This is a genomic window from Caenispirillum bisanense (genome assembly GCF_900230255.1).
In the GTDB taxonomy this organism is placed as follows: domain Bacteria; phylum Pseudomonadota; class Alphaproteobacteria; order Rhodospirillales; family Rhodospirillaceae; genus Caenispirillum; species Caenispirillum bisanense_A.
Window position 1 is genome coordinate 271698 of sequence record NZ_OCNJ01000005.1, and the last position, 13853, is coordinate 285550.

At 71.4% G+C, this 13853-nt stretch carries 9 protein-coding genes; 4 read left to right on the forward strand and 5 right to left on the reverse strand.

Annotated features, from left to right (window positions below; translation table 11 throughout):
* Positions 1-20: 20 nt before the first annotated feature.
* Positions 21-809, reverse strand: coding sequence for a FadR/GntR family transcriptional regulator (locus CRP50_RS13175; RefSeq protein ID WP_097279634.1), 789 nt, complete (start codon positions 807-809; stop codon positions 21-23).
* Positions 810-1071: 262 nt separating this feature from the next.
* Here CRP50_RS13175 and pflB point away from each other — a divergent pair, with 262 nt between their 5' ends.
* Together pflB and pflA are read left to right on the forward strand one after the other, a co-directional pair.
* Entirely contained in the window at positions 1072-3330 is a 2259-nt protein-coding gene (gene pflB / locus CRP50_RS13180; protein ID WP_097279784.1) for a formate C-acetyltransferase, read from the forward strand.
* 47 nt (positions 3331-3377) lie between these two features.
* Complete coding sequence (gene pflA / locus CRP50_RS13185) at positions 3378-4178, forward strand: pyruvate formate-lyase-activating protein (RefSeq protein WP_097279635.1); 801 nt, start codon at positions 3378-3380, stop codon at positions 4176-4178.
* Here pflA and cysG read toward each other — a convergent pair.
* From cysG to nirB, 4 genes are read right to left on the reverse strand one after another with little or no spacing between them, the layout of a single operon-like run.
* The gene (gene cysG / locus CRP50_RS13190; RefSeq protein WP_097279636.1) at positions 4088-5596 is read right to left on the reverse strand and encodes a siroheme synthase CysG; all 1509 of its coding nucleotides are present in this window, start codon (positions 5594-5596) and stop codon (positions 4088-4090) included. The two genes, pflA and cysG, sit on opposite strands and share 91 nt — an antisense overlap.
* Positions 5571-8198, reverse strand: a complete 2628-nt coding sequence (locus CRP50_RS13195; RefSeq protein WP_176525152.1) for a nitrate reductase — start codon at positions 8196-8198, stop codon at positions 5571-5573. The genes cysG and CRP50_RS13195 overlap by 26 nt, the downstream gene beginning before the upstream one ends.
* On the reverse strand, positions 8191-8535 hold the full coding sequence (gene nirD, locus CRP50_RS13200; RefSeq protein ID WP_097279785.1) for a nitrite reductase small subunit NirD: 345 nt from the start codon (positions 8533-8535) through the stop codon (positions 8191-8193). Before nirD ends, CRP50_RS13195 begins: the two co-directional genes overlap by 8 nt.
* An 18-nt stretch (positions 8536-8553) precedes the next feature.
* A complete protein-coding gene (gene nirB / locus CRP50_RS13205; RefSeq protein ID WP_101614000.1) occupies positions 8554-11022 on the reverse strand; it encodes a nitrite reductase large subunit NirB in 2469 nt (822 codons plus the stop codon).
* 726 nt (positions 11023-11748) lie between these two features.
* On the opposite strand from nirB, the gene CRP50_RS13210 reads away from it, so the two are divergent.
* Complete coding sequence (locus CRP50_RS13210; protein WP_245913471.1) at positions 11749-13047, forward strand: MFS transporter; 1299 nt, start codon at positions 11749-11751, stop codon at positions 13045-13047.
* Positions 13048-13262: 215 nt separating this feature from the next.
* Positions 13263-13850, forward strand: coding sequence for an ANTAR domain-containing response regulator (locus CRP50_RS13215; RefSeq protein WP_097279639.1), 588 nt, complete (start codon positions 13263-13265; stop codon positions 13848-13850).
* Positions 13851-13853 lie beyond the last annotated feature (3 nt).

Here is a 13853-nt window from a genome sequence, read left to right on the forward strand (position 1 = left end):
CTACGAGTTCGTCAGTCCGCCTAGAGGCTCCCCCTGGTCTGGAAGATGCTCTCGAAGGCGATGGCTTCGACGGGTGTTTCGAGGCTGCGCCCGGTGCGCACGAAGCCCTTGCCGAAGTCGGCGACGTGGCGGCGCATCCAGGTGCGCGCGGCATCGGCGTCGCGGCTGTGCAGGGCGGCGAGCAGGTGGGCGTGGGCGGCCAGCAGGCGCGGGCCGGCTTCCGGCACCGCCTCGAAGATCGGCTGGGTGGCGGGATAGATGAGCAGGCTGGCCGGCTCGCGCGCCAATTGCAGCACGCGGTTGCCGGCGGCCTGGGCGATGAGGGTGTGGAATTCCGTGTCCAGCTCGGCGAGGCGCGAGGGGTCGTCGAGGGCGTCCTCGGTGCGCGCCACGTTGTCGGCGATGGCGGCGAGATCGTCTTCCGTGCGGTGGACCACGGCCAGCTCGATGGCGCTGCGCTCCAGCATGTCGATGGCTTCGTAGAGCTCGCGGAAGGTCACCTGATGCAGCACCAGCGCGCGGCTCATGCGGGTGGCGAGCTTGCCCTGGCGCGGCAGGCTGGCGACCAGCTTGCGGCCCGATTCGCGGCGCAGCAGGCCCGACTGCTCCAGGCAGCGGATGCCCTCGCGCACGGTCGAGCGGTTGACGCCGAACTGCTTCACCAGGTCGGCCTCGGTGCCGATGTGCTCGCCGGGGCGGATGCGGCCGGTGACGATCTCGCGCTCGATGGCTTCGGCGACCAGCTGATAGGCCGGCGCCGTGCTGATGCGCTCGAACTTCTCGGCGGTGGCGGCCTCGGCGCGGGGCATCGTCTCTCCAACAGACTGACAGATTGTCCGACAAACTGATCGTCTGCTGATTCGGGATCGCCTGTCAAGCGGCCTCGCAGGCCCCGGCGGCGTTTACCGGACGGCAACCCGAAAAGGCGTAAACTGTTGATGGTCATGGAAAACCGGTCGCGTCGGGTCCCCCTGGACGTCGCCCCGCCGATGACCGATCCTTGTCCCAATCCCGAGACACCGGGGCGCCACCGGCGGCGCCCAGGCCTCCTCCCCCCAAGGAGTCCGAATGATGGGCATCATGTTCGACAGCGAGACCGTCGCGGCTGCGTGGCGCGGCTTCGCGGACGGCGCGTGGAAGACCGAGATCGACGTCCGCGGCTTCATCCAGGCCAACTACACGCCGTACGAAGGCGACGCCGGCTTCCTTGCCGGCCCGACCGCGCGCACCAAGGCCCTGTGGGCCAGGCTCGGCGACTTGCTGGCGGAGGAGCGCAAGCGCGGCGTGCTCGACGTCTCGGCCGACCGCGCTTCGTCCATCCTGGCGCACGATCCGGGCTACATCGACCGCGACGCCGAGATCATCGTCGGCCTGCAGACCGACGCGCCGCTCAAGCGCGCCATCATGCCCAACGGGGGCCTGCGCATGGTCGAGGCCGGGCTGAAAGCCTACGGCTTCGAGATCGACCCCGCCGTCTCCGAGGTCTGGACCAAGTACCGCAAGAGCCACAACCAGGGTGTGTTCGACGCTTACAGCCCCGACATCCTGGCCGCCCGCAAGTCGGGCGTCATCACCGGCCTGCCCGACGCCTACGGCCGCGGCCGCATCATCGGCGACTACCGCCGCGTCGCCCTCTACGGCGTCGACGCCCTGCGGGCCGAGAAGCAGGCCGAGTTCCACGAACTGGACGACGCCGTCTTCACCGAGGACGTCATCCGCCTGCGCGAGGAATTGTGCGAGCAGTGGCGCGCGCTGGCCGAGCTGAAGGAAATGGCCGCCCGCTACGGCTTCGACGTCGGCCGCCCCGCCGCCTCCGCCCGCGAGGCCATCCAGTGGACCTACCTCGCCTATCTGGCGGCGGTGAAGGAGCAGAACGGCGCCGCCATGTCGCTCGGGCGCGTCTCCACCTTCCTCGACGTCTACATCCAGCGCGACCTCGACGCCGGCGTCCTCACCGAAGAACAAGCGCAGGAGATGATCGACGATCTGGTCATCAAGCTGCGCATCGTCCGCTTCCTGCGCACGCCCGACTACGACCAGCTGTTCTCCGGCGACCCGACCTGGGTGACCGAGTGCCTGGGCGGCATGGGCGAGGACGGCCGCACGCTCGTCACCAAATCCAACTTCCGCTTCCTCAACACCCTCTACAACCTCGGCCCGGCGCCGGAGCCCAACCTGACCGTGCTGTGGAGCACCCGCCTGCCGCACGGCTTCAAGACCTTCTGCGCCCGCGTGTCGGCGGAAACCAGCGCCATCCAGTACGAGAACGACGACCTCATGCGGCCCCAGTGGGGCGACGACTACGGCGTCGCCTGCTGCGTCTCGGCCATGCGCATCGGCAAGCAGATGCAGTTCTTCGGCGCCCGCGCCAACCTCGCCAAGGCGCTGCTCTACGCCATCAACGGCGGCGTCGACGAGAAGACCGGCCAGCGGGTGGCGGCAGGCATGACGCCCATCACCGCCGACGTGCTCGACTTCGACGAGGTGGTGGGCAAGCTCGACGTCACCATGGACTGGCTGGCCAAGACCTACGTCAAGGCGCTCAACGTCATCCACTTCATGCACGACAAGTACGCCTACGAGCGGCTCGAGATGGCGCTGCACGACCGCGACATCCTGCGCACCATGGCCTGCGGCATCGCCGGCCTGTCCGTCGCCGCCGACAGCCTGTCGGCCATCAAGCACGCCAGGGTGAGCGTCGTGCGCGACGAGCGCGGGCTGGCCGTCGACTACGTGATCGAGGGCGACTATCCGGCCTACGGCAACAACGACGACCGGGCGGATTCGCTGGCGGTGTGGCTGACCGAGACCTTCATGAAGAAGGTCGCCGCGCAGCCGCATTTCTACCGCGGCGCCACGCCGACCCAGTCGGTGCTGACCATCACGTCCAACGTCGTCTACGGCAAGAAGACCGGCAACACGCCCGACGGCCGCCGCGCCGGCGAGCCCTTCGCGCCCGGCGCCAACCCCATGAACGGCCGCGACACCAAGGGCTTCATAGCCGCCGGCGCCTCGGTCGCCAAGCTGCCCTATGCGGCGGCGCTGGACGGCATCAGCTGGACCGCCTCGGCCACCCCCGGCTCCCTCGGCCACACGCCGGAGGAGCGGGCGGAGAACCTGGTGAACTGCCTCGACGCCTATGCCGAGGCCGGCGGCTTCCACGTCAACGTCAACCTGTTCGACCGCGACACCCTGGTCCACGCCATGGAACACCCGGAACTCTATCCGCAGCTGACGGTGCGGGTGTCGGGCTATGCGGTGAACTTCGTGAAGCTGACCCGCGAGCAGCAGCTCGACGTCATCAACCGCACCTTCCACGAGGCGATGTGACGCCGCCGCCAAACCGCCCGCCCGACTCTCCGGAGGAGGCTCCGCGCATGACCACCGCCGGTCCGGCGCCCCATCCCCATCTGGCGCCGCACGTCTCGGCCGCCCTGCACCACGACCCGTCCCACGGCTATCTCCATTCCGTGGAGACGGGGGCGGCGGTGGACGGGCCGGGCATGCGCTTCGTCTTCTTCCTGTCGGGCTGCCTGTTCCGCTGTTCCTACTGCCACAACCCCGACACCTGGAAGCTGCACAACGGCCGGCGGGTGGACCTGGAGCAGGCCGTGGCGGAAGTCCGCCCCTACGCCGGGTTCCTGCGCCGCGCCGGCGGGGTGACGGTGTCGGGCGGCGAGCCGCTCATGCAGGCGCCCTTCGTCGGGGCCCTGCTGCGGCGGCTGAAGGACGAGTTCGGCCTGCACACCGCGCTCGACACCCAGGGCTTCCTGCACGCCTCCGTCGACGACGCCTGGTTCGACGCCGTCGACCTGGTGTTGCTCGACATCAAGCACTCCGACCCGCAGGCCTACCACGCCCTCACCGGCCAGGACCTGCAGCCGACCCTCGACTGCGCCCGGCGCCTCGCCGCCCTCGGCAAGGCCATGTGGATCCGCTACGTGCTGGTGCCTGGCCTGACCGACGCCCCCGACGACATCGCCCGGCTGGCCGATTTCGTCGCCACCCTGGGGCCGGCGGTGCAGCGGGTGGAGGTGCTGCCCTTCCACCAGATGGGTGCGCACAAGTGGACCGACCTCGGGCTCGACTACCCGCTGGCCGCCACACCGACCCCGACGCCCGAGGCCACCCGCGCCGCCCGCGCCATCTTCGCCGCGCGCGGGCTGACGGTGACCTGAGCGCAGACCGCCTGCCACCCCGGCGCCGCGCCGACGGCGTCACCGACGAACAGGATGGCCGGACCGCTGCCCATGGCCTCCCCGCCGCCGGCGGCGAACCCGGCGGCGGTGCCGAAGTGGTGGGCGGCGTCGGGGCGGCAGGCGTTCTCCGCCACCGCCATGGGCGTGTCGCCCGGCAGGCCGGCGGCGACGAGGCGGCGGGCGATCGCGGCCATGCGGTCGCGCCCCATGTAGACGGCGAGCGTCGTCGCCGCATCGGCGAGCGCACGCCAGTCCATGGCCGCCGTCTCCGCCTCGGTGCGGCACTGGGCGGTGACGAAGCGCACCGAGCGGGCGACGCCGCGATGGGTGAGCGGCAGGCCCATCTCCGCCGCCGCGCCGACCGCCGCCGTGATGCCCGGCAGGACGCGCACGGGGATGCCCTTGGCGCGCAGGTAGTCGGCTTCCTCGCCGCCGCGGCCGAAGACGAAGGGATCGCCCGCCTTCAGCCGCACCACCCGCAGGCCGCGCGCCGCACAGGCCGCCATCATGCGGTTGGTGAAGGCCTGCGCCACCGACGGCCGCCCTTTGCGCTTGCCGACGGGCACGAGGCGCGTCTCGCGGCGGGCGAGGCCCAGGATCGCCGCCGGCACCAGGGCATCGTGCAGGATGACGTCGGCGGTCTCGATGGCCTTGGCGGCGTGCAGGGTGAGCAGGCCGGGATCGCCGGGGCCGGCGCCGACCAGCGTCACCGAGCCCTCTTCCGCCGGAGCGGCGGCGAAGCGGGCCAGCTCCGCCTCGATGGCCGCGACGGCCTCCGCCTCCGGCAGGGCCATGAGCGTGTCGGCGCGGTCGCCGGTCAGCACGCCGTCCCAGAACCGCTGGCGGGCGCGCGCCGTCGGCAGGGCGTCCTTCACCCGCTGCCGGCAGGCCTGCGCCGCCCGCGCGAGGCGGCCGTAGCCGGCGGGGATGGCGGTTTCCAGCCGCTGGCGGATGGTGCGGGCGAGCGCCGGCGCCGCCCCGCCGGTGGAGACGGCGACCACCACCGGCGCGCGGTCGAGGATGGCCGGCACGATGAAGTCGCACTGCTCCGGCACGTCCACCACGTTGCAGGGAATGCCGCGCGCCTCCGCCGCCGCCCGCACCTCGGCGGTCAGGGCGGCATCGCCGCTGCCGTCGATGACGATGGCGGCGCCGTCGAGCAGCTCGGGGCGGAAGGAGTCGCGGTGCCACACCACGCTCCCCTCGCGCACCAGGGCGGCGAGGTCGGGGCAGAGGCTCTCGGCCACCACCACGGCGGCGGCGCCGGCACGCACCGTCAGGCGGGCCTTGCTGGCGGTCGCCTCGGTGCCGCCGACCAGCACGACCTTGCGGCCGCGCACGTCGAGGAACACGGGCAGGTAGGGCAGCGCCTCAGGCGGCGACGGCGGGTTTGGCATGGCTCAGGATCTCCTTGATCTCGGGGACGCAGGACCCGCATCCGGTGCCGGCGCCGGTCAGGCGCCCGATGTCTTCGGCGGTGAGCGCACCGCCCCCGGCCGCCGCCGCCTCGATGGCGGCGAGGCCCACGGCCATGCACGAACAGACGATGCGGCCGCTTTCCGCCACCGCCCCGCCTTCCGGCGCCCGGCCGGCGAGCAGCACGGCCCGATCGGCGGCGGACAGGGTTTCAGCGGCGAACAGGTCGCGCAGCCAGTCGCGCGCCACCTCCGGCCGCTCCGGCGCCAGGAACAGGCAGGCGGAAAGCCGGCCGTCGGCGGCGATCCAGGCATGGCGGGCGATGCCGTGGCGGGCGTCGGCGTAGTCGAGCCGTTCCCCGTCCAGGCGGTCGAGCGGGAAGGCCTCGTCGCCGGCCAGCTCGTAGACGGCGCAGGGGCCGGCCGCCTGCTTCACCCAATAGGGCAAGCCGGCGAGGTCGACGGGCGCGCGGGCCAGCAGCAGGCCGTGCCACGCCGCCCGCAGCGGCTCGACGCGCACCGGCACGTGCTTGCTCTCCGGCTGGCCCGACACCGAGTCGACATGGCCGGGGACGAGCCGGCCGATGCTGCCGCGGGCCGACAGGGTGTCGCTCCAGTGCATGGGCAGGAAGACCTCGCCCGGCCGCTGCGCTTCGCCGATGGCGACGCGCATCACGACCTCGCCGCGCCGGCTGGTGACCCGCGCCAGGGCACCGTCGGCGAGGCCGGCGGCGGCGGCGTCCTCGGGGTGCATCTCCACCAGCGGCTCGGGCCGGTGGGCGGCGAGGCGGGGCGACAGGCCGGTGCGCGTCATGGTGTGCCACTGGTCGCGGTAGCGGCCGGTATTGGCGACGAGGGGGAAGCGCAGGGACGCCCGCTCCGCCGGGGCCTCCTGCCGCACGGCGATCATGCGGCCGCGGCCGTTGGCGTGGGTGTAGCGGCCGTCGCCGTAGAGGCGGGCGGTGCCGGCCGAGGTGCCCGCCGGCACCGGCCATTGCACGGGCGCGAGCGCGTCGTAGGCGCGTGGTTTCAAATTGGCGAGGCCGCCGATGTCGAAGGCGCGCAGGCCGTCGTTCTCGAAGGCCGACAGGGCGGCATGCTCGCGGAACAGGTCCACCGGCGCGCGGTAGCGGAAGGCCGTCTCGAAGCCCATGGCACGGGCGACCTGCGTCACGATCCACCAGTCGGGCTTCGCCTCGCCGGCCGGCGCCCGGAAGGGCCGCTGGCGGGAGATGCGGCGTTCCGAGTTGGTGACGGTGCCGTCCTTCTCGCCCCAGCCGGCGGCCGGCAGGCGGATATGGGCGAAGCGCTGGGTGTCGGTGTCGGTCACCATGTCGGACACGATCACCGTCGGGCAGGCGGCCAGCGCCGCGCGCACCAGGTCGCCCTCGGGCAGGCTGACGGCCGGGTTGGTCGCCATGATCCACAGCGCCTTGATGCGGCCCGCCCGTACCGCCTCGAACAGCTCCACCGCCTTCAGCCCCTGCCCGCCCGTCAGGTTGGGCGCCCGCCAGAAGCGGCGCAGGCGGTCGACGTCGTGCGGGTCGTCGGGGTTCATGTGGGCGGCGAGCTGGTTGGCGAGGCCGCCCACCTCGCGCCCGCCCATGGCGTTGGGCTGGCCCGTGACCGAGAACGGCGTGGCGCCGGGCAGGCCGACGCGCCCCGTCGCCAGGTGGACGTTCAGGATGGCGTTGACCTTGTCGGTGCCGCGGCTCGACTGGTTGACGCCCTGGCTGAACACGGTGACCGTCTTCGGCGTGGTGGCGACCCAGTGGTAGAACAGCTCCACGCCCTCCACGTCCGGCGGCGTGTCGGCGCGCGCCGCCGCCAGGGCTTCGTCGAGGCCGGAGACGTGGCGCAGCACGTACTCGCGGTCGATGGCGTCCACCCGGTCCAGGTGGGCCAGCAGGCCGTTGAACAGCGCCACGTCCTGCCCCGGCGGCAGGGCGATGTGCAGGTCGGCGAAATCGCAGGTGGCGGTGCGCCGGGGGTCGACGACGACGACCTTCGTCCCCCGGTCCCGCCGCGCCGCCCGCAGCCGCTGGGCCAGCACCGGGTGGCACCAGGCGAGGTTCGACCCCACCAGCACCACCAGGTCGGCCAGTTCCAGGTCCTCGTAGGTGCCCGGCACCACGTCCGCCCCGAAGGCCCGCTTGTGGCCGGCGACGGTGGACGCCATGCACAGGCGCGAGTTGGTATCGACGTGCGGCGTGCCGATGAAGCCCTTGGCGAGCTTGTTGACGGCGTAATAGTCCTCGGTCAGCAACTGGCCGGACACGTAGAAGCCGACGGCGTCCGGCCCGTGCTCCGCCACCACCGCCGCCAGGCGGTCGGCGACGGCATTGACCGCCTCGCCCCAGCCGGTGCGGCGGCCGTCGACCATGGGGTGGAGCAGGCGTACCGGGCCGGTGTCCTCGGCCGTCACCGTGTCCATGAGCGTCGCGCCCTTGGAGCACAGGCGGCCCCGGTTGGCCGGGTGGTCGGGGTCGCCGCCGACCGCCCAGCCGTCGCGCGTCGGGCTGACGATCAGGCCGCAGCCGACGCCGCAATAGGGGCAGGTGGTGCGGATGGCGGCGTCAGCCATGGGCACAGCCTCCCCCGCCGCCGGCCCAGGGAACGAGGCCGAGGAAGACGCGGCCGTCCTCGATGCGCACCGGGATGGTGCCGGTGCAGCCCTCGTCCGGCCCCTGCGCCGCGCCGCTGCCGAGGTCGATGACCCAGTTGTGCAGCGGGCAGGTGACCGACCGGCCGTGGACGATCCCCTCCGACAGCGGGCCGCCCTTGTGCGGGCAGGCGTCGCGCAGGGCGAAGACCTGGTCGTCCACGGTGCGGAACACGGCGATGCGCCCCTGCGGGTGGGCCACGGTGCGCGCGCCTTGCGCGGGGATGTCGGCCAGCGGGCCGACGTCGGTCCAGGTGATGATCTGATCCATGGCGGCTCACTCCACCGTCGCGAGGGTCTTGAAGGAGGCGGCGTGCTTCTGCGTCTGCTCCGCCCAGGGGTCGGACTGGCTGTGCCGCTGGCTTTCCAGGAAGCGGGCGTTGAGGGCGGCGCGGTTGCCGGCGTCTTCGACGATGCGCTTCTTCACGAAGTCGAGGCCGACGCGCTCGATCCACGGCGCCGTGCGCTCCAGGTAGCGCGCTTCCTCCCGGTAGAGCTGCATGAAGGCGCCGACGTATTCGTGCACCTCGGCTTCCGTCGTCACCTTGGTGAGCAGGTCGCAGGCGCGCACCTTGATGCCGCCGTTGCCGCCGACGTAGAGGTCGAAGCCGCCGTCGGTCGCCACCACACCGAAGTCCTTGATGGTGGCTTCGGCGCAGTTCCGCGGGCAGCCGGAGACGGCCATCTTGAACTTGTGCGGCGTCCACGAGCCCCAGGTCAGGCGCTCCAGGTCGATGCCGATGGACATGGCGGCCTGCGTTCCGAACCGGCACCACTCGCTGCCGACACAGGTCTTCACCGTGCGCAGGGACTTGCCGTAGGCGTGGCCCGAGACCATGCCGGCGGCGTTGAGGTCGGCCCACACGGCCGGCAGGTCTTCCTTCCGGATGCCGAGCAGGTCGATGCGCTGGCCGCCGGTGACCTTGACGGTCGGGATGGCGAACTTGTCCACCACGTCGGCGATGGCGCGCAACTCCTTGGCGTTGGTCAGGCCGCCCCACATGCGCGGGACGACGGAATAGGTGCCGTCCTTCTGGATGTTCGCGTGCACGCGCTCGTTCACGAAGCGGCTGGCGGCGTGGTCGACGTACTCCCCCGGCCAGGCGGCCAGCAGGTAGAAGTTGAGCGCCGGCCGGCAGGAGGCGCAGCCGTCGGGCGTCTTCCATTCCAGCGCCTGCATGACCGCCGGGATGCTCTTGAGACCCTGGCTCTTGATCAGGCGGCGGACGCTGTCATGGTCGTGCTCGGTGCACTTGCACAGGGGCTTGATCGCCGCGGCCTCGTAGGCGCCGCCGAGGGTGTGGGCGAGCAGCCCTTCCACCAGCCCGGCGCAGGAGCCGCAGGAGCCGGCGGCCTTGGTGTGCGCCTTCACCTCGTCGAGCGTCGTCAGGCCCTTGGTGGTGATGGCCTGGACGATGGTGCCCTTGCAGACGCCGTTGCAGCCGCAGATTTCCGCATCGTCAGGCAGCGCTGCAACGGCGTCGGTAGGGTTTCCCGTGCCCGCTCCCGCGGCGGCGAAGGCCTGGCCGAACAGCAGGGTGTCGCGGCGGTCGGAGACGTCCTCGCCCGCCTTCAGCAGCTGGAAGTACCAGGCGCCGTCGGCGGTGTCGCCGTAGAGCACGGCGCCCTTCACCCGGCCGTCCTGCAGCACCACGCGCTTGTAGACGCCGCGCCCGGCGTCGCGGAAGACGATGTCCTCGGTGCCCGGCCCGCCGGAGAAGTCGCCGGCAGAGAACACGTCGACGCCGGTCACCTTCAGCTTGGTGGAGGTGACGGAGCCGACGTAACCGGCGCCCTCCAGGCCGGCCAGGCGGGCGCCCAGCACCTTTGCCATTTCGAACAGCGGCTGCACGAGGCCGTAGCACTGGCCGCGGTGCTGCACGCATTCGCCGACGGCGAAGATGGCGGGGTCGGAGGTGGTCATGTGGTCGTCCACCACCACGCCGCGCTCCACGTCGAGCCCGGCCTCGCCGGCGAGGCGGGCGTCGGGGCGGATGCCGACCGCCATGACGACGATGTCGGCGGCGATGTCGGTGCCGTCGCGCAGCCGTACGCCCGTCACCCGGTCGTCGCCCAGGATGGCCGCGGTGTCGGCGCCGGTGAGCACGGTCAGGCCGCGGCGCCGCAGTTCCTCCGCCAGCAGGTGCCCGGCGGAGGCGTCGAGCTGGCGCTCCATGACGTGGCCGGCGAGGTGGAGGACGGTGACGTCCATGCCGCGCGCCTTCAGCCCGACGGCGGCCTCGAGGCCAAGCAGCCCGCCGCCGATCACCACCGCCGAGCCGCCCTTCGCCGAGGCGTCGAGCATGGCGTCCACGTCGTCGACGTCGCGGAAGGTGACGACGCCGGGCAGCGTCGCGCCGGGCACCGGGATGACGATGGGGCTCGAGCCGGTGGCGACGATCAGGCGGTCGTAGGGCACGGCGAGGCCGCTTCGCGCCACCACCTGCCGGCGCAGGCGATCGATGCGGACCACCGGGTCGCCGGCGTGCAAGGTGATGCCGTTGGCGTCGTACCAGTCGCGGTCGTTGAGCACGATCTCGGCGAAGGTCTTCTCGCCCGACAGCAGGGGCGACAGCATGATGCGGTTGTAGTTCACGCGCGGCTCGGCGCCGAACACGGTGATGTCGTAGAGGCCGGGCGCCCGGTCGATCAGGTCCTCGACGGCGCGGATGCCGGCCATGCCGTTGCCGATCACCACGAGCCGCGGCTTGGCTGCGCCGGGGGCGGGGTGGGTCACATGGGTCATCGTCTGGTGCTCCATCCTGCGGTGCACAAAAATCGTGCAAAGAAAAAGGCGCCCGATCGCGCCGCCGCCCCGTGGGGCACATGCGCGTTCGGACGCCGTTATCCGGTGTGGGGCCCAGCCTCGGGCTTCCCTATGTCGACCGCCGGGAGGGCGGCGGAGCGGACGCCGTTGCCCGCTCGCCGCATCCTCCTGCGAGCGCCGTGCCAGACCAACGGCCGGGCCATAAGTCTCTGTTTTCCGGGGAGACCTCGCCTGGAAGCCATACCCGGCCGCGCCCTGCTTGCTCAATTTTTCCGCACGTACACGCAACACGCCCATATTTTGAGCATTTCAGAGCAAGCGGCCCCGATTCCGGCCCAGTCGAAAGGCCCGGCGGCTGGCACCTTTCCTCAAGCGCCGCAAGGCTTTGCTGCGTCGCACCCATCCCTTGGGCGCAGATGGCACGGCGGTTGCTGATACTCCGGCATCTCCCGACGACGGGAGACCAGACGCTTCCTCGTCCAATGGCGGACGACCAGGCACAGACGCCTGACCAGCACAGCGGCACCCGGCCTTGCCCGGCGCGCCGCCACGGTCACGGTGTCTTCATGCGTGGCCGCCGCGGGACGAGAGAAACGAGATCCACGCGAGCGGCCCTTGGGACGACTTCACGAATTCGAGGGCTTGCAGATGGACATCCGGCACAAAGCCACACGCATCGATCTCTTCTCGCTGAAGACGATACAGATGCGCACCTTCCACCTCACCTGGACCGCCTTCTTCCTGTGCTTCTTCGGCTGGTTCGGCATCGCGCCGCTCATGGCCGTGGTGCGCGAGGACCTGGGCCTGACCAAGGGCGAGATCGGCAATACCATCATCGCCTCGGTCGCCATCACGGTGCTGGTGCGCCTGATCATCGGGCCGCTGTGCGACCGCATCGGCCCGCGCAAGACCTATACGGGCCTGCTGATGCTGGGCTCGCTGCCGGTCATGCTCATCGGCTTGGCCGACAGCTACGAGACCTTCCTGCTGTTCCGGCTGGGCATCGGCGCCATCGGGGCGAGCTTCGTCATCACCCAGTACCACACCTCGGTCATGTTCGCGCCGAACGTGGTCGGCACCGCCAACGCCACCACGGCGGGCTGGGGCAACCTGGGCGGCGGCGTGACGCAGATGGTGATGCCGCTGGTCATGGCCGGCGTGCTCATGTTCGGCGTCGAGCAGACGCTGGGCTGGCGCCTCGCCATGGTGGTGCCTGGCGCGGTGATGCTGGTGATGGCCGCGCTCTACTGGCGCTACACCACCGACTGCCCGGACGGCAACTTCGCCGACCTGCGCGCCCGCGGCGCGCTGCCGCAGTCCAGGGACAGCGCCGGTGCCGGCGGCGGCTTCGTGGCGGCGGCCAAGGATGCCCGCGTGTGGGCGCTATTCGTGGTCTACGCCGCCTGCTTCGGCGTCGAGCTGACCATCAACAACATCGCCGCCATCTACTTCTTCGACACCTTCAAGCTGGACCTGGCGACGGCGGGCATCATCGCCGGCCTGTTCGGGCTGATGAACATCTTCGCCCGCACGCTCGGCGGCGTGTTCTCCGACCGCTTCGCCCGCACCGGCGGCCTGAAGGGCCGCGTCGCCTTCCTGTTCCTGGCGCTGTTCCTGGAAGGCCTCGCGCTCATCCTGTTCTCGCAGATGACGACGCTGGTGATCGCGGTCTCGGCCATGGTGGTGTTCTCGCTGTTCGTGCAGATGAGCGAGGGGGCGACCTTCGGCGTCGTGCCCTTCATCAACCGCAAGGCCCTGGGCGCCGTCGCCGGCATCGTCGGCGCCGGCGGCAATGCGGGCGCGGTAGCGGCCGGCTTCCTGTTCAAGTCGGAGAGCCTGTCCTACCAGGACGGCCTGTTCTACCTGGGCTGCGCGGTGGTGGTGTGTTCCTTCGCCGCCCTGGCGGTGAAGTTCTCGCCCGAGGTGGCGGCCGAGGAGAAGCGCCGGTTCGACGATGCGGTCGCCGAGCGCAACGGCGTGCCCGCCGTGGCGGCGGCGGAGTGAGCGGAACCGGCGGGCGGCGGCGGTGCGGCTGCGGCCGGGCCGTCAGTCGCCCGACCGGGTCTGGCGCAGAAGGTGGCGGAAGATCATGGCGGCGGCGACCACGAAGCCGAGCAGCCACAGGCCTTCCCACAGGATCTGGTCGATCATGGCGGCGCCTCCTCTGCCGTCGCGGTCGGCCAGTGTAGCATGACGACGGTCAGGGGTGAGCGGGCGGAATGGGCGACAGGGACCTCAGCATCCTGGTCATCGACGGCGACCCCGACCGGGCGGCGGTGGTGGAGCGCGGCCTGGTGGAGGCGGGCTGGGTGCGCGTCAGCGTCATCGGCCCCTCGGTCAACCTGCTGGCGCGCATCCAGGCGCTGGCGCCGGACGTGGTCATCATCGACCTGGAGAACCCCGACCGCGACACCCTCGAGCAGATGTTCCAGGTGAGCCGCGCCGTGCAGCGGCCCATCTGCATGTTCGTCGACCACAGCGACGACCACATGATCCACGCCGCCATCGAGGCCGGCGTCAGCGCCTACGTCGTCGACGGCCTCAAGCAGGCGCGCATCAAGCCGATCGTGGAAACCGCCATCTCGCGCTTCAACGCCTTCGACCGCCTGCGGCGCGAGCGCGACGAGGCGCAGGCCAAGCTCGCCGACCGCAAGCTGGTGGAGCGCGCCAAGGGCCTGCTCATGAAGAACCGCGGCCTGACGGAGGAGGACGCCTACGCCCTCATGCGCAAGACGGCCATGAAGCAGAACCGCAAGCTCTCCGACATCGCGCAGAGCGTCATCACCGCCTTCGAGATGGAGTTCTGAGCC

Coding starts and splice junctions, on each gene's coding strand:
- pflB (WP_097279784.1), top strand. CDS start 1,072: ATGGGCATCATGTTCGACAGCGAGACCGTCGCGGCTGCGTGGCGCGGC.
- nirB (WP_101614000.1), bottom strand. CDS start 11,022: ATGACCCATGTGACCCACCCCGCCCCCGGCGCAGCCAAGCCGCGGCTC.
- CRP50_RS13195 (WP_176525152.1), bottom strand. CDS start 8,198: ATGGCTGACGCCGCCATCCGCACCACCTGCCCCTATTGCGGCGTCGGC.
- CRP50_RS13175 (WP_097279634.1), bottom strand. CDS start 809: ATGCCCCGCGCCGAGGCCGCCACCGCCGAGAAGTTCGAGCGCATCAGC.
- pflA (WP_097279635.1), top strand. CDS start 3,378: ATGACCACCGCCGGTCCGGCGCCCCATCCCCATCTGGCGCCGCACGTC.
- CRP50_RS13215 (WP_097279639.1), top strand. CDS start 13,263: ATGGGCGACAGGGACCTCAGCATCCTGGTCATCGACGGCGACCCCGAC.
- CRP50_RS13210 (WP_245913471.1), top strand. CDS start 11,749: ATGCGCACCTTCCACCTCACCTGGACCGCCTTCTTCCTGTGCTTCTTC.
- cysG (WP_097279636.1), bottom strand. CDS start 5,596: ATGCCAAACCCGCCGTCGCCGCCTGAGGCGCTGCCCTACCTGCCCGTG.